This is a genomic window from Streptomyces sp. BL1, assembly GCF_057628045.1.
The window spans coordinates 6,549,206-6,572,023 of record NZ_JBXYWZ010000002.1 but is presented as its reverse complement, the minus strand read 5'-3'; the positions used below and the strand labels follow the sequence as shown (position 1 = coordinate 6,572,023).

Below are 22,818 nucleotides of genomic sequence, written 5' to 3'. Positions count from 1 at the left end.
ACGCACCCAACGCCCGCGGCACAGCCGCACACCGCGCAGCGTCCCCGCACCGAGGTGCGCCTGCTTTGCGCGCGGAGGACAAATCTGGCGTGTGCGGTCCGTGTGCCCGCCCTCCCCCAGCTACCGCTGGGAGGTGCCCCCTCCGCCCCCAGGGCGGACCAGCCGCCCACACCGCGTCCCAACACCTTCAAGGAGGAATGTGTCATGGACAGCACAGGTACATCCACCCAACCCCCACCCGTCCCCGACTCCCACACCCCCGCCGACCCCCGCGCCGTACGCCGCGCCGCCTGGGCCGGCCTCATCGGAACCGCTCTGGAGCAGTACGACTTCGTCATCTACGGCACGGCCTCCGCGCTCATCTTCAGCGAGCTGTTCTTCCCCAATGTCTCGCCGGCCGTAGGCATGCTGGCCAGCTTCAGCACGTACGCGGTCGGCTTCGCCGCGCGCCCGCTCGGCGGGCTGTTCTTCTCCCGCTTCGGCGACCGGCTGGGCCGCAAGTGGGTGCTGGTCACCACGTTGCTGCTGATGGGCGGTTCGACCCTGGCGATCGGCCTGCTCCCGACGTTCGGCCAAGTAGGGCTGCTGGCACCCGTACTGCTGCTGATATGCCGAATGGCGCAAGGCTTCGGCGCCGGCGCCGAACAGTCCGGCGGTGCCACGCTGCTCACGGAGACGGCGTCGCTGGGCCGCCGCGGCAGACTGTCGTCCCTCGTGATGACCGGCGCGGCGCTCGGTACGGCGCTGGGCGCGGTCGCCTGGGTGCTGGCCCAACTCCTGCCCGAGGAGCAGCTGATGAGCTGGGGCTGGCGGCTCGTGTTCGGCAGCAGCCTCTTCGTCACGGTCATCGCGATGGTCATCCGGCGCAGGCTGCACGAGAGCCCGGTCTTCCAGGAGCTCAAGGAGCAGCAGGAGGAGCCCAAGTCGCCGGTGAAGGAGGTGTTCCGGCACGGGAGGAGGCCGCTGCTGCTGGTGCTCTTCATGAACATCGGGGCCAGCGCGCAGTCGTACACGTACCAGGTCTTCATGGCGTCGTATCTGGTGTCGTCCGTGGGCGTCGACAAGGATCTCGTGCCGAAGGTGCTGCTGATCGGCGCGCTGTGCGGCGGTGTCGCGGCGTTCGGTTTCGGCGTGCTGTCCGACCGGCTCGGGCGCAGGCCGGTGTACTCCGCGATCCTGGCGGCCATGGTGCTGATGCCGGGCCCGGCCTTCATCGCGATGAACACCGGCTCGACCGTCGCGATCGTCGTGGTGATCGTGCTGGGCTTCGTCACGGCCTGTCACGGCTGCGTGGGCGTGCAGATGAGCTATTTCCCCGAACTGTTCGGCACCCGCTACCGGTACGCGGGCGTCACTCTGGGCCGCGAGTTCTCCTCCGCGCTCGGCGGGGGTGTCGCGCCGCTGCTGTGCTCGGCGCTGCTGACGGCATTCTCCGGCTCCTGGATCCCGGTGGCCGCCTACATGTCGCTGATCACCGCGGTCAGCCTGGTCGCGACGCGGATGAGCCCGGAGACCCTGGACCGCGACCTGACGACCGCGGACGACGCGGGCGCGCTGTCCGCCATCACGGCGGACAGCACTGCCAAAGCAGCGACGGGCTCCTGACGCAGGGTCACCGGGCCGTACCGAGGTACCCGTTCCGCGCGGCCGGGCCGACCGGCCCGGCCGCGTGCGCACCGTCTGCCCAATCTCCGTCCGGTGCGCTAGAACGGCGCGGAGCACACCCGCGGGGCGCGCCGCGGACCGAAGGCGTGCCCGACTCGCGGGCCGATACGAGGAGTTGAACGCTGTGTCCGACCCGGCCACGCCGCTGACCCGCGACATCCCGACGGTCCCCGTCACACCAGGCGTTCCCGCGCCCGCGACGGGGGCGCTCGGCACCGGCGCGTGTCCGCGATGTCCGGCGTCCACGCTGTGAGCGGGGCCGGTGGGGCTGTCCTGCTGGTACTCGGCATACTCGCGGGGGCCGGCAGCCAGCGGGTGACGGGGCTCGGGTTCGCGCTGGTGAGCGCGCCGTTGATGGCGCTGGTGGTGGGCCCGTACGACGGGGTGCTGCTGGCGAATCTACTCGGCGTCGGCGTGGCCGCGAGTACGCTCGCCGCGACGTGGCGTGCGGTGGAGGTACGGCGGGCGCTGTCGCTGGCGCTGCCGGCGCTCGCGACGGTGCCGCTCGGCGCGTTCACCGCGCAGACGCTGCCGGAGCCGCTGCTGATGACGGTCGTGGGCGGGGTGACCGTACTGGCCCTGTGCACGGTCGTGTTCAGCGGACGGCTGCGCATCCCGGGCGGTCCGATGGGCACGATTACCGCGGGCGGGGCCAGCGGCTTCATGAACGCCGCGGCCGGCGCCGGCGGCCCGCCGCTCGCCCTGTACGCGGTCGGCACCGACTGGGAGCACCACCGCTTCGTGCCCACCACCCAACTGTGCATGCTGATGGTGAGCACGGCCTCGGTGACGGTGAAGGGCCTGCCGAGCCTCCCGGGTCTCGAACTGGCCCTGGCCTTCGTCGCGTTGGCAGCAGGCATCGCCGCAGGCCACGTACTCGCGGCCCGCATCCCGACGTCCGCGGCCCGTAAGGCAGTAATCGCCATAGCCCTGGCAGGCTCCACCCTGACCACACTAAAGGGCGTCCTGGCCTGGTAGCCCCCACCCAGGTGTGGGCAGTCGTTCCGCAGGGGCGGAACGGGTGGGCACACCGGAACCGCACCCGCGCAGGGAACGCACCCCGCACGCAACGCCCGCGCCCCGCAAGGGGGTTGGCCCGTCAACCGTGGGCGCACCGCGCCCCGCGTCACGTCATCGCGTCAACCCCCGTAAGCGCCCGCCCAATAATCAGCTTCTGCACCTGACTCGTCCCCTCATAAAGCGTCAACACCCGCGCATCCCGCAGATACTTCCCCACCGGATACTCGTCGATGAAGCCGTAACCCCCGAACGCCTGCAGACAGTTGTTGCTGACCCGCACAGCCGCCTCACTCGCGTGGTACTTCGCGATGGACGCCTCCGTCGCGTACTCCTTCGGGGAGACGCCCGCGTCGGCCATCCGCGCGACCTGGTGGGTGAGCAGCCGCGCGGCCCGTACGTCCACGGCGGAGTCCGCGAGCAGCTCCTGCACCAGCTGGAACGAGGCGATCGGTTTCCCGAACTGCTCGCGTTCGCCCGCATATTGGACGGCCGCGTCGAGCGCGCCCTGGGCGAGTCCGACGGAGCCGGCGGCCACCGAGATCCGGCCGCGCGACAGTGCGCCGAGGGCGATGCCGAGGCCGCGGCCGGTCTCGCCGAGGCGGGCGGAGTCGGGCACCCGTACGCCCTCGTAGGTGAGTTCGGCGGTGGCCTGGCCGCGCAGGCCGAGCTTGCCCTTGATCTCGGTGGCGGTGAAGCCGGCGCTGTCCGTGGGCACGAGGAAGGCGGTGATGCCGTCCTCGCCGGTGCGGGCGAAGGTGAGCGCGACGTCGGCGACGTTGCCGTTGGTGATGAACATCTTGCCGCCGTCGAGGATCCAGTCGTCCCCGTCACGGCGGGCGCGGGTGCTGAGCGACCCGGCGTCGGAGCCGGTGCCCGGTTCGGTCAGCGCGAAGCACCCGAGCGCGTCGCCGCTGGTCAACTGCGGCAGCCAGTAAGCCTTCTGCGCGTCCGTGCCGTACGCGTTGATGGTCTTGGTGACCAGGCCCAGGGAGACCGAGACGATGCCCCGCACGGAGGAGTCGCCGCGCCCCAGCTCCTCCGTGGCGAGGATGTACGACAGCATGTCGGCCTCCACCCCGCCGTACTCCTCGGGGAGTGTGAGGCCGAGGAAGCCGAGTTCGCCTAGGCGCTTCACGATGCCGGGGTCGACCTGTTCGGCCCGGTCCCAGTCGCGGATGTGCGGCACGATCTCCGCGTCGACGAAGTCCCGCGCCATGTCGCGGACGTCGCGCTGGGTCTCGGTGAGCCCGAAGTCCCGTATGTCCATGGGGTGTTCCACTCCTCGTGTGCTGAGTTCCTCGTGTGCCCGGGCCGTACGGGCGGGTCAGTGCCGTACGGCGACCCGGCGTCAGGCCAGGTCCGGCATCGGCGCGGTCAGGGGCAGCCCGAGCCGGGCGCGTTCGGTGACCCACCGGGTGGGGCGGTAGCGGGGGTCGCCGGTCGTGGCGTACAGGTTCTGGTGCAGCGTCAGCATCCGTGCCGGGCCCACCCGTTGGCCCCAGGCGAGCGGCCCGTACGGGTAACCGAGGCCCGCGGTGACCGCGAGGTCGATGCCCTCGGGTGTCGCGATGCCGCGCTCGGCGATGGACGCGGCCACCGACACGACGGACGCCAGCAGCCGCTGCGCGACGGACCCCGGGCCGTCCCGTACGACGGTGACCGCCGCTCCGCCCCGCGCGAGGACGGCCGCGGCATCACGCCGTACGTCCCCGTCCGTCGCCGGTGTCACGGCGAACACCCGGCGCCCCGTGCCCGGTTCGGCCTCCGCCGACAGGGGGTCGACGCCCACGGTGCGCTCCGGTGGCAGCCCCTCCGAGGCGACGGCGTCGGCGACGGTGCCGCCCCACACGGGCGCGAGCACCAGCGCCTCCGCACTTCCCTGCGGGGCGAACTGGACGCCCTCCGCGCGCAGTACGTGCCGCAGCCGCTCGGCGTCCGGCCCGTCGCCGGCCACCGTGACGGCCCGCCCGGCGTCGCCCGTCACGGCCGGTTCGGCGGGCACGTCCTGCCGCCCGTCAGCGTCGTACGCGTACCAGCCGCGGCCCGTCTTGCGGCCGTGCAGGCCCGCGGTGACGCGGTTCGCGGTCAGCGAGGAGGGCCGCAGCCGGTCGGAGTGCCGGAAGCCCCGCCACACGGTGTCGGTGACGGAGGCCGTCACGTCGAGCCCGGTGAGGTCCATCAGCTCGAACGGGCCCATGCGCAGCCCCAGTACGTCGCGGGCGACCCGGTCGATCGACGCGGCATCGGCCGTGTTCTCCTCCAGCAGGGCGAGGGCCTCCGTGACGAGTCCGCGGCCCGCGTGGTTCACGAGGAAGCCCGGCGTGTCGGCGACGGTCACGGCCCGGTGCCCGCACCCCTCCACGAACTCGGCGAGCAGGTGCGGCAGTTCGGCCCGGGTGTCCGCTCCCGGCACCACCTCGACGATCTTCATCAGCGGGACGGGATTGAAGAAGTGCAGGCCCGCGAGCCGCCCCGGATCGGCCAGCCGTGCGCCGATCTCCGTCACCGACAGCGAGGACGTGTTGGTGGCGAACAGGGTCCGCACCGGCAGCACTTTCTCCAGCCCGGTGAAGACCTCCGCCTTGGTGTCCAGGTCCTCCCGTACGGCCTCGATCACCAGCTCCGGCGCTGACTCCCCCGCCGCGTACGGCGAGTCCAGCGGCACCAGCCGGGTCCGCGCGGCCTCCGCCTCCGGCGCGGTCATCCGGCCCTTCGCCACGGCCCGCTCCAGCATGCCCGCGACGAAGTCGCACGCCTCGCCGACCGACTCGGGGCGCGCGTCGGCCAGTTCGACGGTGTGCCCGCCCGTCACGGCCCACTGGGCGATCCCCCGCCCCATCACGCCCGCCCCGACAACCCTGACCCGCATAAGGCCTCCCGCCCTCTCAACCAGACACCGTCAAGAAACCGCGCCCCGACAGAGACACGGGGAACCGCGCACCAATAGGGGCGCGGGGAACTGCGCAAACCCACAGCGTGAGCTGCACGCCCCGACAGGGGCGCGGGGAACTGCGCAATCCACACGCGGACCGCACCCGCCCACCCGTGGCAAGGGGCACACGACGCGGCACACACGACACACCTACCGCAGGTAGACCCGTTCCGGATCCACCGACTCCCGCAGCAACCGCAGTTCGTCCGCGCCCGGCGCGCCCACCGCGCGAACCGTGTCCGCGACGGCAAGCTCCCACCCGGTCGCTTCCCGTACCTCGTCGGCGGTCACGCCGGGCTGCACGGCGACCAGCCGCAGCTCCTCCCCCACCCCCTCGCGGGCGAGGACGCCGAGCTCCGTGATGACGCGGGTGACGCCGGCCCCCAGGGGGCTGATGCCGTCCTCCAGCGCCCGGTCGGGCCCCGGCGACGTACAGAAGTCGAGCTGTCCGGTGAGGGATCGCGGGGTGTGCCGGCGCATGACGACGAACACTTCCCGCGAGTTGGCCATCACCTCGGCGGCGCCGCCGGAGCCGGGCAGCCGGACGTCGGGGCGTTCCCAGTCGCCGATGACGGAGGTGTTGAGGTTCCCCCACCGGTCGATCTGCGCCGCGCCGAGGAAGCCGACGTCGATGTGCCCGCCCTGGAGCACGGAGCCGAACAGCGTCGGCATGGACAGCACCGCCTCGGCGCCGGTGATCAGGACCGCGTCGGCGATGGTCTCCGGCAGCCGCTCCGGGTGGGCGCCGCACACCCCGGACTCGTACACGATCTCCAGCCCGGGCGCGACGGTCAGATGCGCGAGGGAAGCGGCCAGCGTCGGCAGCCCGATCCCGGCGAACACCGTGCGCCGGCCCGCGAGTTCGCGGGAGGCCACGACGGACAGCAGCTCGGACGAGGTGACCGAGCCCCCGGCCGCGCCCTCGACCGCCCCGGCCCCGTCCCCGGCCGCACCCCCGCCGGGACCCACAGCCGGACTCGCCCCCGTACGCGCCTCCGCGCTCATATCCGCCTCCCGTAGTTCACCGGCAGGCTCATCGCCTCGCCGACGGCCAGCCGCTCCCATTCCGCCTCGCCGAGCTTGTCCACGTACGCGGCGTGGTCCTCCGTCCCGTACACCCACTCCGCCAGCCACGCGTCCAGCCGCTCCTTGTCGCGGCTGATGCCCGACCAGGCGCGGTAGAAGGCGTTGTCGCGGTCGTAGTAGCCCTGCGCGAAGGACGGATGGGCGCCGCGCGGGCAGGCCACCACGGCGTCCACGGCGTGCGCGGGGATCACCGTACGGTTCGGGTCGGAGCGCACGACGTCGTCGTCGACGATCTCCTCGACGGTCACCACGGCCCGCCGCGCCGCGAACACGGCCTCGGCCTGTACGCCGGTGAGGCCCCAGATCTGCGTGTTGCCGCGCCGGTCGGCGCGCTGCGCGTGCACGATCGTCACGTCGGGGGTGACGGGCGGCACCACGTAGATCTGCTCCTCGCCGCCGTCAGGGCCCGGATAGGGCGAAGTGACCTTCCGCAGCGCCGGGTTGACCTGCGGCAGATCGCTGCCGCCGTACGAGCGGAGCGGGTAGAAGGGCAGCCGCTGCGCCCCGGCGAGGTAGCGGCACAGCAGCCCGTAGTGGCTGTACTCCTCGAACTCCAGCGGTTCCGGATCCGCCCGCTCCACTCTGCGGCGCAGCTCACCGAGCGCACCCGCCGAGGAGTTGCCGACGAAGGACGAGACCAGCCGGCGTACGCAGCCGGCCGCCAGCATCTGGTCGACGACGATGTCGGCGGTCATCCGGACCACGGTCAGGTCGCGGCGGCCCTGCCGGATGATCTCGTGGCCCGCGGCGACGGGGATGAGGTGGGTGAAGCCCTCCAGGGCAACGGTGTCACCGTCCCGCACGTACGCGGCCACGGCGTCCCGCATGGTCATCGTTTTGTCCACAGCCGCACGCTGTCAGCACCCATTGATCCGGGTCCAATACCGAATTAGGGTCAGTTTGAGACGCCCGGCAGCTCAATCGGCTCCCGCCGGGCCTCTTTCACATCCAGACCGGCTCGACGAGGAGCGGACCTGCCGTGGAACTGCGCCATCTGTCCTCCTTCGTCGCCGTAGCCGAGGAGCTGCACTTCGGGCGCGCGGCGAAGCGGCTGCACATGGCGCAGCCGCCGCTCAGCCAGCAGATCCGGCAGCTGGAACGGGGCCTGGGAGTGCAGCTCTTCGAGCGCAGCACCCGGTCCGTACGGCTGACGAGCGCCGGCGAGGCCTTCCTCCAGCCGGTGCGTACGGTCCTGGAGGACCTGGAGATCGCCACCCGCGTCGCGCAGGCCGCGGGCCGCGGCGAGTACGGGCGGGTCAGCGTCGGCTTCGCCGGGGCCTCCAGCCACACCACGCTCCCGCTGCTCACCCGCGCCGTACGGGCCGCGCACCCGGGCATCGAACTCGTCATGCAGGGCCAGACGTACGCGAACAGGGCGCTGGCCCGGGTCGCGGACGGCTCCCTCGACCTCGGCTTCGTCCGCATGCCGGCGCCCCAACCGGGCGTCGCGACACGGGTGATCGACCAGGAGGAGCTGGTCTGCGCGCTGCCCGCCGATCACCGGCTGGCGCAGCGCGACCGGATAGCCGTAGCCGACCTGGCGGGCGAGCCGTTCGTCAGCTTCCCGTCCAACGCCGGTTCCAGCCTGCGCGACTGCATGCTCCAGGCGTGCGAGGACGCGGGACACAGCGCCCGCATCGTGCAGGAGGCGCCCGACTCGTACACGATCCTCGCGCTGGTCGCGATGGGCGTCGGCGTGACGCTCACCCTCACCTCCTGTATGCACATCCAGCAGACGGGCCTCGTCTACCGGCCGCTGTCCGGCCCGCCGGTCGTGCAGGAGGCCGCGCTGGCCTGGCGTACGGACAACCCGTCCGCCGCACTGCGCGCCGTCCTCGCCGTCGCCGAGGAGGCCCTGCCGACGCCCGAGAACTGAACTGCCGCGCTCCGTACGCCACTTGCCGGGATGCGGCTTGGCGGGATGCGGCTTGGCGGGATGCGACTTGCCGGCGGGCTCGCGGGCCGACGGACTCGCGGGTCGGCCGCTCCCCGGCGTGCGCCGCAGTGCCCGTCCGCTCGCAGTCCGGGAGCCCGCGGGAAGGGCGTTCACGGGCCGGGCGGTCGCGGTCCGGGCGCTCGCAGTCCGGGCTCCCGCGGTCCAGGCTCTTGAGGTCGGGGCGCTGGGGGTCCGGGCGCTCGCGGGATGCGTCCCCATGCTCGTCCGCCGCGCGGCCCGGGCGCTTCCGGAACGCGTCCCGGCACCGTCCGCGCGCGATCGCCCCCGCACTCGCCCCCCCCCGCTCGTCTCAGTGCGATACGGAACCGGTATTGGACCCACCGCACCGTACGGTGCCAGGGTCGGCGCGTCAGCAACCCCGCCGTCGAAGGGCTCCGACCGTGGACTCGGGCGACATCGTCATCAGCCACCCGCTGCGCACCCCCATCGGCCGGTTCGGCGGCGCCCTCTCCGGACAGCGCCCGGCCGCGCTCGCCGCCCTGGTGATCGCCGGGATCGTGGAACGCGCGGGGCTCGACGGGCACCAGGTGGACGAGGTCATCCTCGGCCAGGCGTACCCGAGTTCGGACGCCCCGGCCATCGGCCGGGTGGCCGCGCTGGACGCCGGGCTGCCGCAGACGGTCACGGGCACGCAGGTCGACCGCCGGTGCGGGTCCGGACTCCAGGCGGTGCTGGACGCGGCGATGCAGATCAGGTCCGGGTTCAGCGAAGTCGTCATCGCGGGCGGCGTCGAGGTGATGAGCGCCGCGCCCTACTACACGCACGAGGGCCGCTGGGGCATCAAGGGCCCCGGCCTCCAGCTGCACGACTCCCTCGCCCGCGGCCGCGTCACGGCCGGCGGCATGCACCACCCGGTGCCCGGCGGCATGCTCGAGACGGCGGAGAACCTGCGCCGTACGTACGCGATCTCGCGCGCCGACCAGGACGCGCTGGCCCTGCGCTCGCAGCGGCGGGCCGGACAGGCCCTGGAAGAAGGCCGGTTCGCGGAGGAGACGCTGCCGGTCACCGTCCACGGCCGCAAGGCGGACACCGTCGTGGACACCGACGAACACCCGCGACCCGGCACCACGGCCGAGCAACTCGCCGCGCTGCGCCCCGTACTGGGCAAGGAGGACCCGGAGGCGACGGTCACCGCGGGAAACGCCAGCGGCCAGAACGACGCCGCCGCGGCCTGCCTCGTCACCAGCGCGGAGACGGCCCGCCGCCTGGGCCTCACACCCCTGCTGCGGCTGGTGTCCTTCGCCCGGGCCGGTGTGCCCGCCGCGACGATGGGCCTGGGCCCGGTGGGCGCCACCCGCTGGGCGCTGGACCGGGTCGGACTGTCCGTCGCCGACCTCGACCTCATCGAGCTCAACGAGGCCTTCGCCGCCCAAGTCCTCGCCTGCACACGGGAACTGGGCCTCACCGACGACGACCACGAGAAGCGCGTCAACGTGAACGGCTCCGGCATCTCCCTCGGCCACCCGGTCGGCGCCACCGGCGCCCGAATCCTCACCACCCTCGCCCACGAAGTACGACGCCGAGAGGCCCGCTACGCCCTGGAAACCATGTGCATCGGCGGCGGCCAGGGCCTGGCCGCAATCTTCGAACGAGCAGAAAACTGACAACGAGCACCGAGACCCGGGGGCGCGGAGAACGGCGCAAATAAGGGGCGCGGGGAACGGCGCAAACCCGAGCGCAACCGCACCCGCCCGCTGATCCTGCACGCCGGCGACGAACTCGTGATGCGCTGCGCCCTCGGCGGCCTGCCGGGATAACAGCCGGCCCGGGCCCGAGGCCCCGTCGGGCGGGGCCGCACCCCGGGGAAATCCGGCGACATGGCACGGCTCCCATGCGAAGCTCCCCGCATGTTGGACCACTTCGGCATCCCGGTACGGAATGTGGCCGCCGCTGCGGCCTTCTACGACATCGCCCTGGCACCGCTGGGCGCCAAACGCGTGAAGGAGTTCGGCGAGCTCGTCTGTTTCGGCACCACGGCCCACACCCTCTGGCTGGTCCCGGCCACAGAGGAGGACAGCCGCCCCGAGCTCCATGTCGCTTTCGCGGCACCCGACCGCGAGACGGTCGACGCGTTCTACGAGGCCGCGGTGGGCGCCGGATACGAGTCCCTGCACGCGCCGGCCGTGCACCCCGAGTATCACGAGACGTACTACGGCGCGTTCGTCCGCGACCCGGACGGCAACAACGTGGAAGCGGTCTGCCACACACCCCCTCAAACCACGTAACGCCACCAATCGGACCCGGGCCCCGAGAAAGGGGCGCGGGGAACTGCGCAGAGGGGCGAAGCCCCGAGAAAAAGGGGCGCGGGGAACTGCGCAGAGGGGCGAAGCCCCGAGACAAGGGGCGCGGGGAACTGCGCAAACCCAAAGCGCAACCGCAACCGCGCCCCTCAAGTCTCGTAACGCCACAAGTCGCGTCCGGCCTCAACCGCACGCGCCAGCAACGCCGCCGCCTCGTCCACGGCCGCGGTAAGCGCATCGGGGCCCGGGCCGAGACCCGCCAACACCCCGTCGACAGCGCGCAGCCCCGCCCGGTCGACGAGCTGCTTCTCGTTGGTGACCCACTCGCCGCGCGCCGCGAGCACCGCGTGCGCGGCCTGGCAGGCGGCGGTGGCGATCGCGCCCGCCGTGTCGGAGAGACGGCCGCGTTCGGCGTGGGCCGCCCGCGCGTAGTCGAGGGTGAAGCGGGCGTTCCCCCACCACACGTCCGTGGCGGTGCGGCGCAGCGCCTCCGGGTAGTCGGGGCGGGGCATCTCCCCGTACAGCACGCGGTTCACGGCGAGTTCGGCCACCACGAGGTACGTGGGGATGCCGGCGAGGTGGAACATCAGCCGTTCGATGCCGAACCGCCCCTCGCGGGCCTCCGCCAACTGGTGCTCCACGTCGGCGAGATCGCGGTAGTGGACGTCGATGTGCCGTCCGTCTGCCGTGAGCCACGCGCCGCCGTTGAACACGCCTCCGCCCCACTCGCCGATCCCGGAGACCTCGCCCTCCCAGCCGACGGCGCGCAGCGCGTCGGGCGAAAAGCCGTCGCGGTAGTAGACGGCGAAGTCCCAGTCGCTGTCCGGCCGGTGAGTGCCGGCGGCGCGTGACCCGCCGAGCGTCACGGCCTCCACTCCGGGGAGGGCCGCGAGGCGGTCCACGACGTGGTACGGGAAGTCGTGGTCGTCGTAGGCGTTCATCACCGCGAGCATAGGCCGCCCCGGCACTCGGCGGCCCGAGGGGCCGCACGGCGCGCGAGGGTCTCGCCCCGGCACGGGGCCGCGCACACGCACAGCACCCGGAGGACCCCGCCCGACAGCAAGAGTTCCCGGCGCACAGCCCCCGGAGGGCCCCGCGCGGCACGCGAGGATTCCGCTCCGCCGCACGGCGCCGCCCGGAGGGCCCACGCGGCGCGGGAAAGTTCCCGCGCCGACAAGCAGCACCCGGAGGGCCCACGCGACACGCGAGGGTTCCGCCCCGCCGCACGACGCCCGTAGGGCCCGCGCGGCGCGGCAGGGTTCCGCTCGCACCACGCCGCCCCGCGGCGTCCCGCGCGGCGCGGGAGCCTACACCCGCGGCACCCGCCCGTCCCCCGTATCGCGCGCATCGTGAGTGCTCCTCACCGGGCAACTGCCCCGCCCTGTACTCCTGTTCGGCGAGGCACGGCGTGCGGTCGCCCCGGTCACCCCCTGCGGCCGCACACCCCTCACCGGTAGGTCCCGAACACGTACGCCCCGGATACGCCCCCACACACGTACGCCCCACGGGCACGCAGCACAGGAGGCAGCAGTGACGCACCGCCGGAAGAGCAAGAGGCCCTATGTCATGGCCGGAGCCAGCGCTGCCGCACTCGCGGCGGCGGTGATCATGCTGCCGTATGCGAATGCCGGGCCCGGCGGCCCCGGGCCGGACCGCCGGACCCTCACAGTGCGGGATGCTGCCACCCTCGGCAGCGGGCTCACCTCGGAGCTCGGTGCCAAGGGTGCGGGCTGGTACTTCGACGGTGACCGCGGCCGGCTGGTGATGAACGTCCTCGACGACGAGGCGGCCGACCGGGTACGCGAACAGGGCGGCACCGCACGCGTCGTCCGCAACAGCAAGGCCGAGCTGACGTCCGCCGCCGGCACCCTCTCCGCGAAGGCGGCCGTACCCGGCACCGCCTGGTCGGCCGACCCGAGAACCAACAAGGTCGTCGTGCTCGCCGACCGTACGGTGGACGGGGCCGGAATGGCCGAACTGCGCCGCACCACAGACCGGTTGGCGGAAACCGTCACGGTCAAACGCTCCCGGGGCGAGTTCCGCCCCTTCCACGACAACGGCGGCCAGGGCGACGGCGGCAGCCAGAGCGGCGGGCAGGACGGCAGCGGGGGCCAGGGCGGAAGCGGCTCCCAGGGCAGTGGCGGCCACGGCGCCGGCACTCCCGCCGCGGGCGAGGGCCCGGCAGGCGGTGACGCCGTCTTCGGCGGCGGCGCGCGCTGTTCACTCGGCTTCAACGTGTCCCTCGACGGCGCCCCCGCCTTCCTCACCGCGGGACACTGCGGCAACGCCTCCGCCGCCTGGACGTCCGACGAGCAGGGGCAGACGCCGCTGGGCACCGTCGCCGAATCCCGGTTCCCCGAGAGCGACTTCGCGCTCGTACGGTACGACGACCCGGCCGCGGCCCCGCCCAGCGCCGTCACCGTGGGCGACGCACAGCAGGAGATCACCCGCGCCGAGGAGGCGGCCGTCGGTATGAAGGTGCAGCGCAGCGGCAGCACCACCGGAGTGTCGGACGGCACCGTCACCGGGCTGAACGCCACCGTCAACTACGGCAACGGCGACATCGTCGACGGCCTCATACAGACCGACGTGTGCGCCGAACCGGGCGACAGCGGCGGCGCGATGTTCTCCGGCGACGCGGCGGTCGGCCTCACGTCCGGCGGCAGCGGCGACTGCACCCAGGGCGGCGAGACGTTCTTCCAGCCGGTCACCACGGCCCTCGAAGCGACCGACGCACAGCTCGGCACCAGCGGCCAGTGACCAGTGACTGGGCGCCCCGGGTACGGGGAACTTCCCCTCCCGTACCCGGGGCCAGGTGTGACAGGCGCGGCGGTCAGCCGACCTGGACGTCCGTACAGGCGTAGAAGGCGTTGGAGGTGTCGGCGATGTTCCACACCGCGAGCACCTTCTGCTTGCCGGACAGGTCACCGAAGTTGACCGAGTGGGTGACGGTCTCGCCCGGCTTCGCGCCGTTGTCGTTGAACTCGGCGATCTTCTTGCCGCCGGCGAAGTACTGCCAGGTGCTGGTGGCGTGACGTGCCGTCAGCTTCCACTGGAAGTTCGCCGTCTTGCCGACGGGGGTGACCTTCCAGCCCTTGCTGTCGTCGTCGAGCTCCTTGTAGCCCTCGTTGCCGCCGCTGCAGCTCGTCAGGCCCTTGGGCCCTTCGACGGACTGCGGTTCGTACTTGATGGAGCCGCACTCGACGGTGCCTGCGGCGCACTGGGCCTGACGGCTGGGCGGGTTCGACACGTACCCGTGCGCGCTGGCCTGCGCTGCGGGGAGGGTGAGGACGAGAACCGGGGCCATGCCGGCCCCGAGGAGAGCGGCGATCCTGCGCTTCTTGTGCATGCCAACTCCTTCACGGTGAGCCGCCCGGGGAGGGGCGTCTCGTGTATGGGGGGTGTGCTGCGTCACCGCGGGAACGACATCGCGGGGACGAGCGGTGGAGCCGTGCGTGAAGCCGTACGTGAAGCCGTGCGGAAGAAGGTGCCGCAGCGCCGCGAGGGCACCGTGCGCCGACTGGTCCAGACTTTAGCGCTCCCCCGGAATTGGTCAAGACCAGCGGCAGACACGGGAGTTGGCACGCGTCGCAGGAACGGGCGGGGCCGCAGGTCGCACAGGGCCGGTACGCGGAAGGACCGGTACGCGAAGGCGCGGAGCCGCGCCGGGTCGCACCGCGGCGGACCCCGGAAGGCCGGACCCGCGGCGGTCACGGAGAAGCAGCGGTCACACGGGAACAGCGTCACAGGGGAACGGCGTCACACGGGAACGGCATCACAGGGGAACGGCGTAACGCCGGGGCCGCGTCACGCCGGCACGGCGTCCCAGCGGGGCCGGGTCCACTCCAGGGTCTCGCGGTACGCGGCGTACCCGGCCTCGTACAGCGCGCGGTGCCGCGGATCCGGCTCGATCACCTCGTGCCCGGCGTGCCAGCGCTCCTCGTCCACGGGGTCGCCCAGGAAGCTCCGCGCGACGAGGGCCGCACCCTTCGCGCCGACCTCGGCCTCCGCGGGGATCCGTACGGGCCGGCCGAGGATGTCGGCGAAGGTGCGCATCCAGCCGCGGGAGCGCGTTCCCCCGCCGCACGCGGCGAGTTGGCCGGAGAGACCCGCGGCCTCCAGGCAGTGCCGCGCCGCGTAGCCGACGCCCTCGCACATGGCGCGCACCAGGTCGGCGGGTCCGTGCGCGAGGCTGATGCCGTCGAATCCGGCCCGGGCGCCCGGCGCGACGAACGGCGCCCGCTCCCCCGCCTCGGAGAGGAACGGCAGCGCGGTGACGCCGGAGGCACCCGCGGGGCTCCGCTCCAACAACCCTTCCAGGTCGGCCGTTTCGGCCCCCACGGTGGCCAGCGCCCAGTCGATGCCGGCCGTACCGGTCATGGCGGGCATGGCCCGCAGCCACCTGCCGGTGTCGGGGGTGCACAGCCACATGCCGGCGGGTTCGGCGCCCGGTCCGCGCGCGGCGGCGCCCGGTATCCGGTCCGTGAGCACCTGGCAGGCCAGGGTCGTACCGACGGTGAGTAGCCCCTCGCCCACCTCCCGCACTCCGCTGCCGAGGGCGCAGGCGGGCAGGTCGTACGGGCCTGCGGTGAGCGGCAACCCGGCGGGCAGGCCGAGGAGTTCGGCACCGCGCGGGCCGAGGGCGAGGACGGTGCCGGGCGCGGCGGGCTCGGGCAGCAGCCGCGCCAGGTCGGCGATGCCGCAGGCGTCGAGGGCCGCGGCCGAGTAGGTGCGCGTCGCGGGGTCGAGGAAGGGGAGGGTGGCGTCGGAGGCGTCGACTCCCGTGGTGCCGGTGAGGTGCTGGGCGACAGCGTCCACGCAGTATCCGGCGACGGCGGCGCGCTCCAGACTGTCCGGTTCGTGTTCCTTCAGCCAGCGCAGCAGCGGGGCGTGACAGCCGGGGAACATGCCGGATCCGGTGTGCCCGTACACCTGTTGGACGGTGCCGTCCTGCTGCCAGGCGGCGACGGTGTCCGCGGCGCGGCCGTCCATCCAGGAGATCATCGGGCGTACGGGACGCCCTTCGGCGTCCCGCAGCCACAGCCCGTCGCCCTGTCCGGTGAGGGCCAACGCGACCGGGTCACAGGGGAGTTGCCCCGCGACCTCGCGGACGACTTCGCCGACGGTGCGCAGGACTTCACCGAGGTCCTGCTCGACGATGCCGCCGGGGGCGCGGGCGAGGGTGGAGCGGCGGGCCGCGGAGTGCAGGGCGTGTCCGTCGCGGTCGAAGGCCACGGCTTTCGTGACGGAGGTGCCGATATCGACGCCGAGAATGACCGTCATGTCCTGTTTCTCCGTTTCGCCGTAGCCTCGTTGCCACACAGATGCTGTTAGATTTAACGTAGTTGACGTGAAGAGGCAAGGGAAGGACAGGCCACGATGACCGCCCGGCTGCTGCTCGTACGCCATGGACAGACGACATGGCACGCCGAGAACCGCTATGCGGGGATCACCGACGTCCCGCTCACCGACGAGGGCGCACGGCAGGCGCGCGAGCTGGCCGCCTGGACGGTGCGCAGGGGCGGCGTGGACGCGCTGGCCTGCTCCCCGCTCAGCCGCGCCCGGCTCACCGCGCAGCCGGTCGCCGAGGCGCTCGGTCTGGAGCCCGAAGTGGCCGAGGGGCTGCGGGAGGTGGACTTCGGCTGGGGCGAGGGCCGTACGACGGCGGAGATGGCGGCGGAGGACCCGGAGGTGCTGCGGGCGTTCCGGGAGGACGCGGAGCTCGGCGCGTTCCCCGGCGCCGAGCCGGTACGGGACGCGGCGGCCCGGGTGTGCGGAGCCCTGCGCGAGCTGGCCGGCGGCCACCCGGACCGTACGGTGCTGGTCGTCGCGCACAACTCCGCGCTGCGCATCGGCCTGTGCGCACTGCTGGGCATCCCCCTCGGCCGGTACCGGCTGGTGCTGCCCCGGCTGGACAACGCCGCGGTCACCGAGCTGGAGCTGGACAAGGAGGAGGGCGGCCGCGCCGCGCTGCGCTCCCTCAACGTGCCGACGGGGAGCGCTTCATGACGGCCCGTCAGGCGTCCGGTACGGACCGGTCCGCGCCCGCCGGTTCGGCGCGCTCGCAGGAGCAGCGCCGCCAGGCCATCTCCGAACACGTCCTGGACCAGGGCACGGTGACCGTCACCGAGCTCGCGTCGCTGACCGGCGTCAGCGTGATGACCGTCCACCGCGATCTGGACGAGCTGTCCCGGCGCGGGGTGCTGCGGCGCTTCCGCGGCGGGGTGTCGGCGCTGCCGTCCAGCGTCTTCGAGAGCAACCTCGACTACCGGCTCGGCGTGCACATCACCGAGAAGGAAGCCATCGCGCGGGAGGCCGCGCGGCTGGTGGAGCCCGGCATGTCGGTGATGATCGACGACTCGACGACCGCGCTCGCACTGGCCCGACTGCTGCCCGGTACAGGCCCGTTGACGGTGCTGACGAACGCGCGCCGGGTGGTCGACGTGTTCGCCGGGCACGAGGAGATCCGGCTGATCGCCCTGGGCGGCGAGTATTCGCACACGCACGACTCCTATCTGGGCGTGCCCTGCGTGGAGGCGGTCGAGGCGATGGCCGTGGACCTGGTGCTGGTGAGCACCTCGGCCATGAACGCGCGCATGACCTACCACCAGGAGCAGGACGTGGTGCTGGTCAAGCGGGCCATGCTGGGCGCCGGTACGCGCACGGCGCTGCTGATGGACCACTCGAAGACGGCCCGTACGGCGCTCCACCGGCTGTGCCCCGTCGCCGACTTCGACCATGTCGTGGTCGACGACCGGATCGACGAACCCCTGCTGACCGAGCTGCGCGAGCAGACGGACGTACGGATCGCACCCGGCGCGTGAGCCCCACCGTATAAACCCCTGCGTGTGAAGTTCACAGACACGATGAGCCTCACCGCACACGAGAAGGGAATCGCCGCAGCATGAGCCCCTCGTCCCCCGCCCCCTCCGGCACCCCGGTCGTCGCCGGCATCGACGTCGCCACGGCCCACGTACGGGTGCTGTGCGCCGACGCGCACGGCCGTGTCCTCGCGGAGGGCGGCGCCGAACTCCCGCAGCCCGTACGGAACGAGGGCGGCCGCAGCGAACAGGACGCCGCTACGTGGTGGCCCGCCGCCGCGAAGGCGCTGCGCCAGGCGACGTCCGCACTGCCCGGACAGGGCCGGGAAGTCGTCGCGGTGGCCTGCTCGGCGACCTCCGGCACGCTGGTGCTCACGGACCCGGACGGACGCCCGCTCGGCCCGGCGCTCATGTACGACGACCGGCGCGGTGCTCAACTCAACGCCCGCGCACAGGAGTCCGGCGCGGAACGCTGGGCCGCGCTGGGGCTGACGGTCGGCCCGACGGCGGCCCTGGGCCGGGTCGCCTGGTACGCGCGGGAGTCCGGCGCGGCCCCCGGCCGGCGGGTACTGCACACCCCCGACGTCCTCGGCCGCGCACTGACGGGCGGACCGGTCGCGACGGACTGGAGCCACGCGCTCAAGACGGGCTACGACCCGCTGCGCGGCGAGTGGCCCGGCGAGGTCCTCGACGCGCTGGGCATCCCCGCGGAGTGGCTGCCCGCCGTACAGGCCCCCGGTACCGAGTGCGGCACGGTCAGCGCGGAGGCCGCTGCCGAGACGGGCCTGCCCGAGGGCTGCTCGGTACGGCTCGGCATGACCGACGGCTGTACGGGCCAGCTCGCCACCGGCGCTGTACGGCCGGGGCAGTTCGTGGGCGTGCTCGGCACCACGTACGTACTGAAGGGCGTCGCCCGCGAGTTGCCCGTCGACCCGGCGGGCGCCGTCTACAGCCACCGGCACCCGGACGGCTGGTGGCTGCCGGGCGGCGCGTCCAACATCGGCGGCGAAGCCCTCGCCGACGTGCCCCGCGACCGGCTGGCAGCCCTCGACGCGGCGGCGGCCCGCCGCGGCCCCGCCTCCCATGTGCACTATCCGCTGCGCCGCGAGGGCGAGCGCTTCCCCTTCCTCAGCGGCGAGGCCCGCGGCTTCACCCTGGGTGAGCCCGCCGACGAGGCGGACCGGCACCGTGCCGCGCTGGAGGGCGTCGCCTTCGTGGAACGCCTCGCGCTGGAGCGCGTACGGGAGTTGGGCATCCCCGTCACGGGCCCGCTGCACGCGGCGGGCGGCGGCAGCCGCAGCCCGCTCTGGACCCGCATCCGCGCCACGGTCCTCGGCCTACCCCTACGGGTCGCGCCGCGCGCCGAAACCGCGTTCGGCGCCGCACTCCTCGCCGCCGCCGACACCCTGCACGGCTCCCTGGCGGAGGCGGCGGAGGCCATGACGGGCAACGGCGACCAGATCACCCCCGTGGAGACAGAACGCGCCGCCCTCGACGCCTCCTACACCCGCTTCACCACCGAACTCCGCGACCGAGGCTGGCTGCAGGGCTGAACCAGGGGCCGGGGGGAGCGCCAATAAGGGGCGCGGGGAACGGCGCAAAGAAGGGGCGCGGGGAACTGCGCAGGCAGCAGGGGCGCAGCCCCGCCTCCCTCCCCGCGCGGAGCGCGGAAAAGGGGCCCGGGCACCCCCGAAAGAAACGGGTAGGGGCGGGACCGGGGCACCCGCCACACAGGGCGCACCCCGCAAGGCCCCCGTCCCCACCCGATACCGAAGCGAGACCTCCCCCACCCTGGACCGACGGCCCCACCCACGCCACACTCCGTGTCCGACTCACCACGGACCCCGGACGCCCGGGGAGGGCCCGGGCACCCGGGGAGGGGACGGACTCGTGCGGCACACACGACAGCGGCACACACGGCAGAGGCACACACGGCAGAGGCACACACGGCAATGGGCACTGCTCGCAGCGGCATTCACCCTCACCGCCGCACTGACCGGCTGCGGCACGTCCGCCACGGGTAACGGACCCGGCACGGCGACACTGCGGCTCGTCGTAGCCGAGCACGGCGACCGCTCCGGGAACAGCTCGAAACGCTACTGGGACCGGATCGCCGGGGAGTTCACCCACCGGCACCCGGGCATCACCGTCGACATCGACATCTACGACCGGGACGAGGTCGACGAGAAGGTCGCCGCCATGGTCGCCGACGGACGGGCCCCCGACCTCGCCCAAATCGGCGGCTCCTACGCCCCGTACGCCACCCGCGGCAAGCTCTACAGCGCCACCGAGGTGCTCTCCACCCCCACCCAGGCGTCGTTCGTGCCCTCCCTAGCGGACGCCGGAACGGTACGGCGCGTGCAGTACGGGCTCCCGTTCGCCGCGGCCACCCGCGCGCTCTTCTACAACAAGAAGCTGTTCGCCCGCGCGGGCCTCACCTCCCCGCCCCGCACCTGGGACGAACTGCACGACGACGCGCAGGCGTTGCGCGCCTCGGGCGTACGTACGCCGTTCAGCCTGCCGCTCGGCTCCGAGGACGCCCAGGCCGAGGCGCTCAGCTGGATCCTCGCGGGCGGCGGCAGCGGCTACACCGACGACGCCGGCGGCTACACCATCGACACCAAGCAGAACCGCACCACGTTCGCGTGGCTGCGCGACAAGCTGGTCGGCGAGGGCCTCACCTGCGAGGCGCCCGCCGCGACGGACCGCGAGGAGGCGTACGGCGACTTCGTGCACGGCAAGGCGGCCATGGTCAACGGCCACCCCACGCTCATGGAACGCGCCCTGGAGAACGGCGTCGACTTCGGCACGGCGCCCCTGCCGGGCCGCACGGGCCCCGCGGCGGAAACGGCGGGCGTCACGGACTGGCTGGTCGCCTTCAAACAGCGCGGCCACCGCGAACAGGTGCGCTCTTTCCTGGACTTCGTCTACCGCGAGAGCCATGTGCGCGACTACGCCGAGCAGTACGACCTGCTGCCCGTCACAGTCCCCGCCTCCGACGCGATGCGCGCCGCGCCCGAACAGCGCGCGATGCGGCCCTTCCTCGACTCCCTGGACTCCGCGGTCTTCTACCCCCTGGGCAGCCCCTCCTGGCCCTCGGTCTCCCGCGAACTCCGCCTCACGATAGGCGAAGCGGTAACCCCCACCGGCAACCCCGCCAAGGCCCTGGCTCAAATCCAACACAAAGCAACCCAAGCCGAATCCAAGACAGCACCGTCCCCCTGACCACCCCGAAGCGCGGGGGCACAGCCCCGCCTCCCTCCCGCGCGAAGCGCGGGCCGCCGGACGCCGGGCTCAGCCCAACAGGCCGCAACACCCGGGACGCAGGAGCGCTCCCCTCCCCGCGCGAAGCGCAGGGGCGCCGCTGCGCGGGGCGGCGGTGCGCCGCTGCGCGGGGGCGCAGCCCAACGGGCTGCAAGGCCCGGGCGCAGGAGCGCTCCCCACCCCGCACGAAGCGCAGGCGCAGGGCGCAGGGGCACGGCCCTCCCCGTCCCGCGGGGCGCGGGGCGCAGCCCAACGGGGCCGCAAGGCCCGGGCGCCGCCCCGCCTTACCCTCCCGCGCGAAGCGCGAATATGGGCCCCGGGGACCCCCGGAGAAACGGGTAAGGGCGGGACCGGGGCACCCAACAGGCGCGAACCCGCACCCCAACAGACCGCAACGCCAGAGGCGCAACCCCACCTCCCTTCCCACCCGGAGCGCGGGCCGCAGGGGCGCAGCCCCGCCTCCCTTCCCGCGCGAAGCGCGAAAACGGGGCCCGGGCACCCCCGGAAGAAACGGGTAGGGGCGGGACCGGGGCACCCCAACAGGCGCAAGCCGACAGCCCAGCCGGGGGCAAAGGGGCACCACCCCGGGGCGCGGGGCACAGCCCGCCAAAGGGACCAGGGAGCAGGGGACCAGGGACCGACGGGACCCGGACCCAAGGGGACCAGGGCCCAAGCGCCGGGGCCCAACACGCCGCGCCCCGAGCCGGCGTCAAGAACGCGCCCCGTCACCGCCCGCCCCCAACACCGCCCCCAACGAATACCGCACAGGAATCTCCAGCTGCCCATACCCGCAAGAGCCCGCCGCCCGGTCGAACCGCCACCGCCGAAAGACCACCGTGTGCCGGAACCGCCCACCCTGCACATGGTCGAAGGCGACCTCACACACCCGCGAGGGCGTCAACGGCACCCACCCCTGGTCCTTGCCCGCGTTCCAGCGGTGCGGCGCCCCGGGCAGCCGCGCCGTCTCGTGGGCCGCCGAGTCCCGCCACGCCGCCCAGGGGTGTTCCTCGACCCGAGCCACCAACGGCCGCAGCTCGTCGAGCAGTTCACGCCGCCGCCGGTCACTGAACGCGCCGCATGCTCCGACGTACTGCAGCGTGCCCTCGTCGTCGTACAGCCCCAGCAGCAGCGAGCCGACGCCTTCACCCGTCCGGTGCGGCCGCAGACCGGCCACCACACAGTCCGCCGTGCGTTCGTGCTTGACCTTCACCATGGCCCGCTCGCCCGGCCGGTACGGCAGCCCGAGCGGTTTCGCCACGACCCCGTCGAGCCCCGCCCCTTCGAACCGGCCGAACCACTCGCGCGCCACCTCGATGTCCCGCGTCGCGGGCGCGAGGAACACCGGATCACCGGAACCGCTCATGACGTCCTCCAGCGCGGCCCGCCGTTCGCTCAACGGGCGCTCCAGCAGGCTCTCCTGACCGGACGCCAGCAGGTCGAAGGCGACGTACGACGCCGGAAGGGCGGACGCAAGCTTCCGTACGCGGGATTCCGCGGGGTGGATCCGCTCCTGCAGCGCGTCGAAGTCCAGCCGCCCGTCGCGCGCGACGACGATCTCGCCGTCCAGGACACAGCGTTCGGGGAGCCGTTCCCGGAGCGCGGCGACGAGTTCGGGGAAGTAGCGCGTGAGCGATTTCGTGCTGCGGCTGCCGAGTTCCACCTCGTCGCCGTCCTTGAAGACCAGTCCGCGGAAGCCGTCCCATTTGGCCTCGTACTGCATGCCGTCGGGGATCCGCGCCGCGGCCCGGGCGAGCATCGGTTTCACGGGCGGCATCACGGGAAGATCCATGTTCGCGATTCTGCGTCCCCTGCCCGCGGACCGCCCGCCGGAGC

General features: G+C 73.1%; 18 protein-coding genes. 10 read left to right on the top strand and 8 right to left on the bottom strand.

The genetic code is table 11. The features are described 5' to 3' along the window. Positions 1–204: 204 nt before the first annotated feature. Together AC3AGO_RS28790 and AC3AGO_RS28785 are read left to right on the top strand one after the other, a co-directional pair. Positions 205–1,605 carry an MFS transporter gene (locus tag AC3AGO_RS28790; protein ID WP_487823161.1) on the top strand — a complete coding sequence of 467 codons (1,401 nt, stop codon included), beginning with the start codon at positions 205–207 and terminating at the stop codon, positions 1,603–1,605. A 309-nt stretch (positions 1,606–1,914) separates the two neighbouring features. Continuing rightward, positions 1,915–2,643: a TSUP family transporter gene (locus tag AC3AGO_RS28785; RefSeq protein WP_487823160.1), complete on the top strand. Its 729-nt coding sequence runs from the start codon at positions 1,915–1,917 to the stop codon at positions 2,641–2,643. 148 nt (positions 2,644–2,791) lie between these two features. Here AC3AGO_RS28785 and AC3AGO_RS28780 read toward each other — a convergent pair whose 3' ends face one another. The 4 genes from AC3AGO_RS28780 to AC3AGO_RS28765 form a co-directional block, all read right to left on the bottom strand. Then, positions 2,792–3,952 carry an acyl-CoA dehydrogenase family protein gene (locus AC3AGO_RS28780; protein ID WP_487823159.1) on the bottom strand — a complete coding sequence of 387 codons (1,161 nt, stop codon included), beginning with the start codon at positions 3,950–3,952 and terminating at the stop codon, positions 2,792–2,794. Between the two features lie 81 nt (positions 3,953–4,033). Further along, the gene (locus tag AC3AGO_RS28775; RefSeq protein WP_487823158.1) at positions 4,034–5,554 is read right to left on the bottom strand and encodes a 3-hydroxyacyl-CoA dehydrogenase; all 1,521 of its coding nucleotides are present in this window, start codon (positions 5,552–5,554) and stop codon (positions 4,034–4,036) included. 213 nt (positions 5,555–5,767) lie between these two features. Further along, positions 5,768–6,622: a CoA-transferase subunit beta gene (locus tag AC3AGO_RS28770; protein WP_487823157.1), complete on the bottom strand. Its 855-nt coding sequence runs from the start codon at positions 6,620–6,622 to the stop codon at positions 5,768–5,770. Beyond that, positions 6,619–7,536: a CoA transferase subunit A gene (locus tag AC3AGO_RS28765; protein ID WP_487824860.1), complete on the bottom strand. Its 918-nt coding sequence runs from the start codon at positions 7,534–7,536 to the stop codon at positions 6,619–6,621. The genes AC3AGO_RS28770 and AC3AGO_RS28765 overlap by 4 nt, the downstream gene beginning before the upstream one ends. 146 nt (positions 7,537–7,682) lie before the next feature. Between AC3AGO_RS28765 and AC3AGO_RS28760 the strand changes: the two genes are divergently transcribed. The 3 genes from AC3AGO_RS28760 to AC3AGO_RS28750 all read left to right on the top strand — a co-directional run bounded on the left by AC3AGO_RS28760 (position 7,683) and on the right by AC3AGO_RS28750 (position 10,885). Then, on the top strand, positions 7,683–8,579 hold the full coding sequence (locus tag AC3AGO_RS28760; protein WP_487823156.1) for a LysR substrate-binding domain-containing protein: 897 nt from the start codon (positions 7,683–7,685) through the stop codon (positions 8,577–8,579). Positions 8,580–9,040: 461 nt separating this feature from the next. Beyond that, the gene (locus AC3AGO_RS28755; RefSeq protein WP_487823155.1) at positions 9,041–10,264 is read left to right on the top strand and encodes an acetyl-CoA C-acetyltransferase; all 1,224 of its coding nucleotides are present in this window, start codon (positions 9,041–9,043) and stop codon (positions 10,262–10,264) included. 243 nt (positions 10,265–10,507) lie between these two features. Next, complete coding sequence (locus AC3AGO_RS28750) at positions 10,508–10,885, top strand: VOC family protein (protein WP_487823154.1); 378 nt, start codon at positions 10,508–10,510, stop codon at positions 10,883–10,885. A gap of 164 nt (positions 10,886–11,049) precedes the next feature. On the opposite strand, the gene AC3AGO_RS28745 is transcribed toward AC3AGO_RS28750, so the two are convergent. Next, the gene (locus tag AC3AGO_RS28745) at positions 11,050–11,841 is read right to left on the bottom strand and encodes a nucleotidyltransferase domain-containing protein (protein WP_487823153.1); all 792 of its coding nucleotides are present in this window, start codon (positions 11,839–11,841) and stop codon (positions 11,050–11,052) included. A 625-nt stretch (positions 11,842–12,466) separates the two neighbouring features. On the opposite strand from AC3AGO_RS28745, the gene AC3AGO_RS28740 reads away from it, so the two are divergent. Beyond that, the gene (locus tag AC3AGO_RS28740; RefSeq protein ID WP_487823152.1) at positions 12,467–13,660 is read left to right on the top strand and encodes a S1 family peptidase; all 1,194 of its coding nucleotides are present in this window, start codon (positions 12,467–12,469) and stop codon (positions 13,658–13,660) included. A gap of 73 nt (positions 13,661–13,733) precedes the next feature. On the opposite strand, the gene AC3AGO_RS28735 is transcribed toward AC3AGO_RS28740, so the two are convergent. Both AC3AGO_RS28735 and AC3AGO_RS28730 read right to left on the bottom strand, forming a co-directional pair. After that, a complete protein-coding gene (locus AC3AGO_RS28735) occupies positions 13,734–14,249 on the bottom strand; it encodes a lytic polysaccharide monooxygenase auxiliary activity family 9 protein (RefSeq protein WP_487823151.1) in 516 nt (171 codons plus the stop codon). Between the two features lie 458 nt (positions 14,250–14,707). Continuing rightward, positions 14,708–16,183 carry an FGGY family carbohydrate kinase gene (locus tag AC3AGO_RS28730; RefSeq protein ID WP_487823150.1) on the bottom strand — a complete coding sequence of 492 codons (1,476 nt, stop codon included), beginning with the start codon at positions 16,181–16,183 and terminating at the stop codon, positions 14,708–14,710. A 96-nt stretch (positions 16,184–16,279) separates the two neighbouring features. Here AC3AGO_RS28730 and AC3AGO_RS28725 point away from each other — a divergent pair, with 96 nt between their 5' ends. The 4 genes from AC3AGO_RS28725 (at position 16,280) to AC3AGO_RS28710 (ending at position 20,946) form a co-directional block, all read left to right on the top strand. Next, the gene (locus tag AC3AGO_RS28725) at positions 16,280–16,909 is read left to right on the top strand and encodes a histidine phosphatase family protein (RefSeq protein WP_487823149.1); all 630 of its coding nucleotides are present in this window, start codon (positions 16,280–16,282) and stop codon (positions 16,907–16,909) included. Then, positions 16,906–17,724: a DeoR/GlpR family DNA-binding transcription regulator gene (locus AC3AGO_RS28720; RefSeq protein ID WP_487823148.1), complete on the top strand. Its 819-nt coding sequence runs from the start codon at positions 16,906–16,908 to the stop codon at positions 17,722–17,724. The genes AC3AGO_RS28725 and AC3AGO_RS28720 overlap by 4 nt, the downstream gene beginning before the upstream one ends. 80 nt (positions 17,725–17,804) lie before the next feature. After that, positions 17,805–19,274, top strand: a complete 1,470-nt coding sequence (locus tag AC3AGO_RS28715; RefSeq protein WP_487823147.1) for an FGGY-family carbohydrate kinase — start codon at positions 17,805–17,807, stop codon at positions 19,272–19,274. 337 nt (positions 19,275–19,611) lie between these two features. Then, complete coding sequence (locus tag AC3AGO_RS28710) at positions 19,612–20,946, top strand: extracellular solute-binding protein (protein WP_487823146.1); 1,335 nt, start codon at positions 19,612–19,614, stop codon at positions 20,944–20,946. 748 nt (positions 20,947–21,694) lie between these two features. Here the strand turns inward: AC3AGO_RS28710 and AC3AGO_RS28705 are convergent. Next, on the bottom strand, positions 21,695–22,774 hold the full coding sequence (locus AC3AGO_RS28705; RefSeq protein WP_487823145.1) for an ATP-dependent DNA ligase: 1,080 nt from the start codon (positions 22,772–22,774) through the stop codon (positions 21,695–21,697). Positions 22,775–22,818 lie beyond the last annotated feature (44 nt).

What these genes read in the sequence shown, in the direction of transcription:
- AC3AGO_RS28715 (WP_487823147.1), top strand. Translation starts at nt 17,805, where the DNA reads ATGAGCCCCTCGTCCCCCGCCCCCTCCGGCACCCCGGTCGTCGCCGGC.
- AC3AGO_RS28780 (WP_487823159.1), bottom strand. Translation starts at nt 3,952, where the DNA reads ATGGACATACGGGACTTCGGGCTCACCGAGACCCAGCGCGACGTCCGC.
- AC3AGO_RS28765 (WP_487824860.1), bottom strand. Translation starts at nt 7,536, where the DNA reads ATGACCATGCGGGACGCCGTGGCCGCGTACGTGCGGGACGGTGACACC.
- AC3AGO_RS28705 (WP_487823145.1), bottom strand. Translation starts at nt 22,774, where the DNA reads ATGGATCTTCCCGTGATGCCGCCCGTGAAACCGATGCTCGCCCGGGCC.
- AC3AGO_RS28735 (WP_487823151.1), bottom strand. Translation starts at nt 14,249, where the DNA reads ATGCACAAGAAGCGCAGGATCGCCGCTCTCCTCGGGGCCGGCATGGCC.
- AC3AGO_RS28720 (WP_487823148.1), top strand. Translation starts at nt 16,906, where the DNA reads ATGACGGCCCGTCAGGCGTCCGGTACGGACCGGTCCGCGCCCGCCGGT.
- AC3AGO_RS28775 (WP_487823158.1), bottom strand. Translation starts at nt 5,554, where the DNA reads ATGCGGGTCAGGGTTGTCGGGGCGGGCGTGATGGGGCGGGGGATCGCC.
- AC3AGO_RS28790 (WP_487823161.1), top strand. Translation starts at nt 205, where the DNA reads ATGGACAGCACAGGTACATCCACCCAACCCCCACCCGTCCCCGACTCC.
- AC3AGO_RS28740 (WP_487823152.1), top strand. Translation starts at nt 12,467, where the DNA reads ATGGCCGGAGCCAGCGCTGCCGCACTCGCGGCGGCGGTGATCATGCTG.
- AC3AGO_RS28770 (WP_487823157.1), bottom strand. Translation starts at nt 6,622, where the DNA reads ATGAGCGCGGAGGCGCGTACGGGGGCGAGTCCGGCTGTGGGTCCCGGC.
- AC3AGO_RS28730 (WP_487823150.1), bottom strand. Translation starts at nt 16,183, where the DNA reads ATGACGGTCATTCTCGGCGTCGATATCGGCACCTCCGTCACGAAAGCC.
- AC3AGO_RS28725 (WP_487823149.1), top strand. Translation starts at nt 16,280, where the DNA reads ATGACCGCCCGGCTGCTGCTCGTACGCCATGGACAGACGACATGGCAC.
- AC3AGO_RS28750 (WP_487823154.1), top strand. Translation starts at nt 10,508, where the DNA reads ATGTTGGACCACTTCGGCATCCCGGTACGGAATGTGGCCGCCGCTGCG.
- AC3AGO_RS28745 (WP_487823153.1), bottom strand. Translation starts at nt 11,841, where the DNA reads ATGAACGCCTACGACGACCACGACTTCCCGTACCACGTCGTGGACCGC.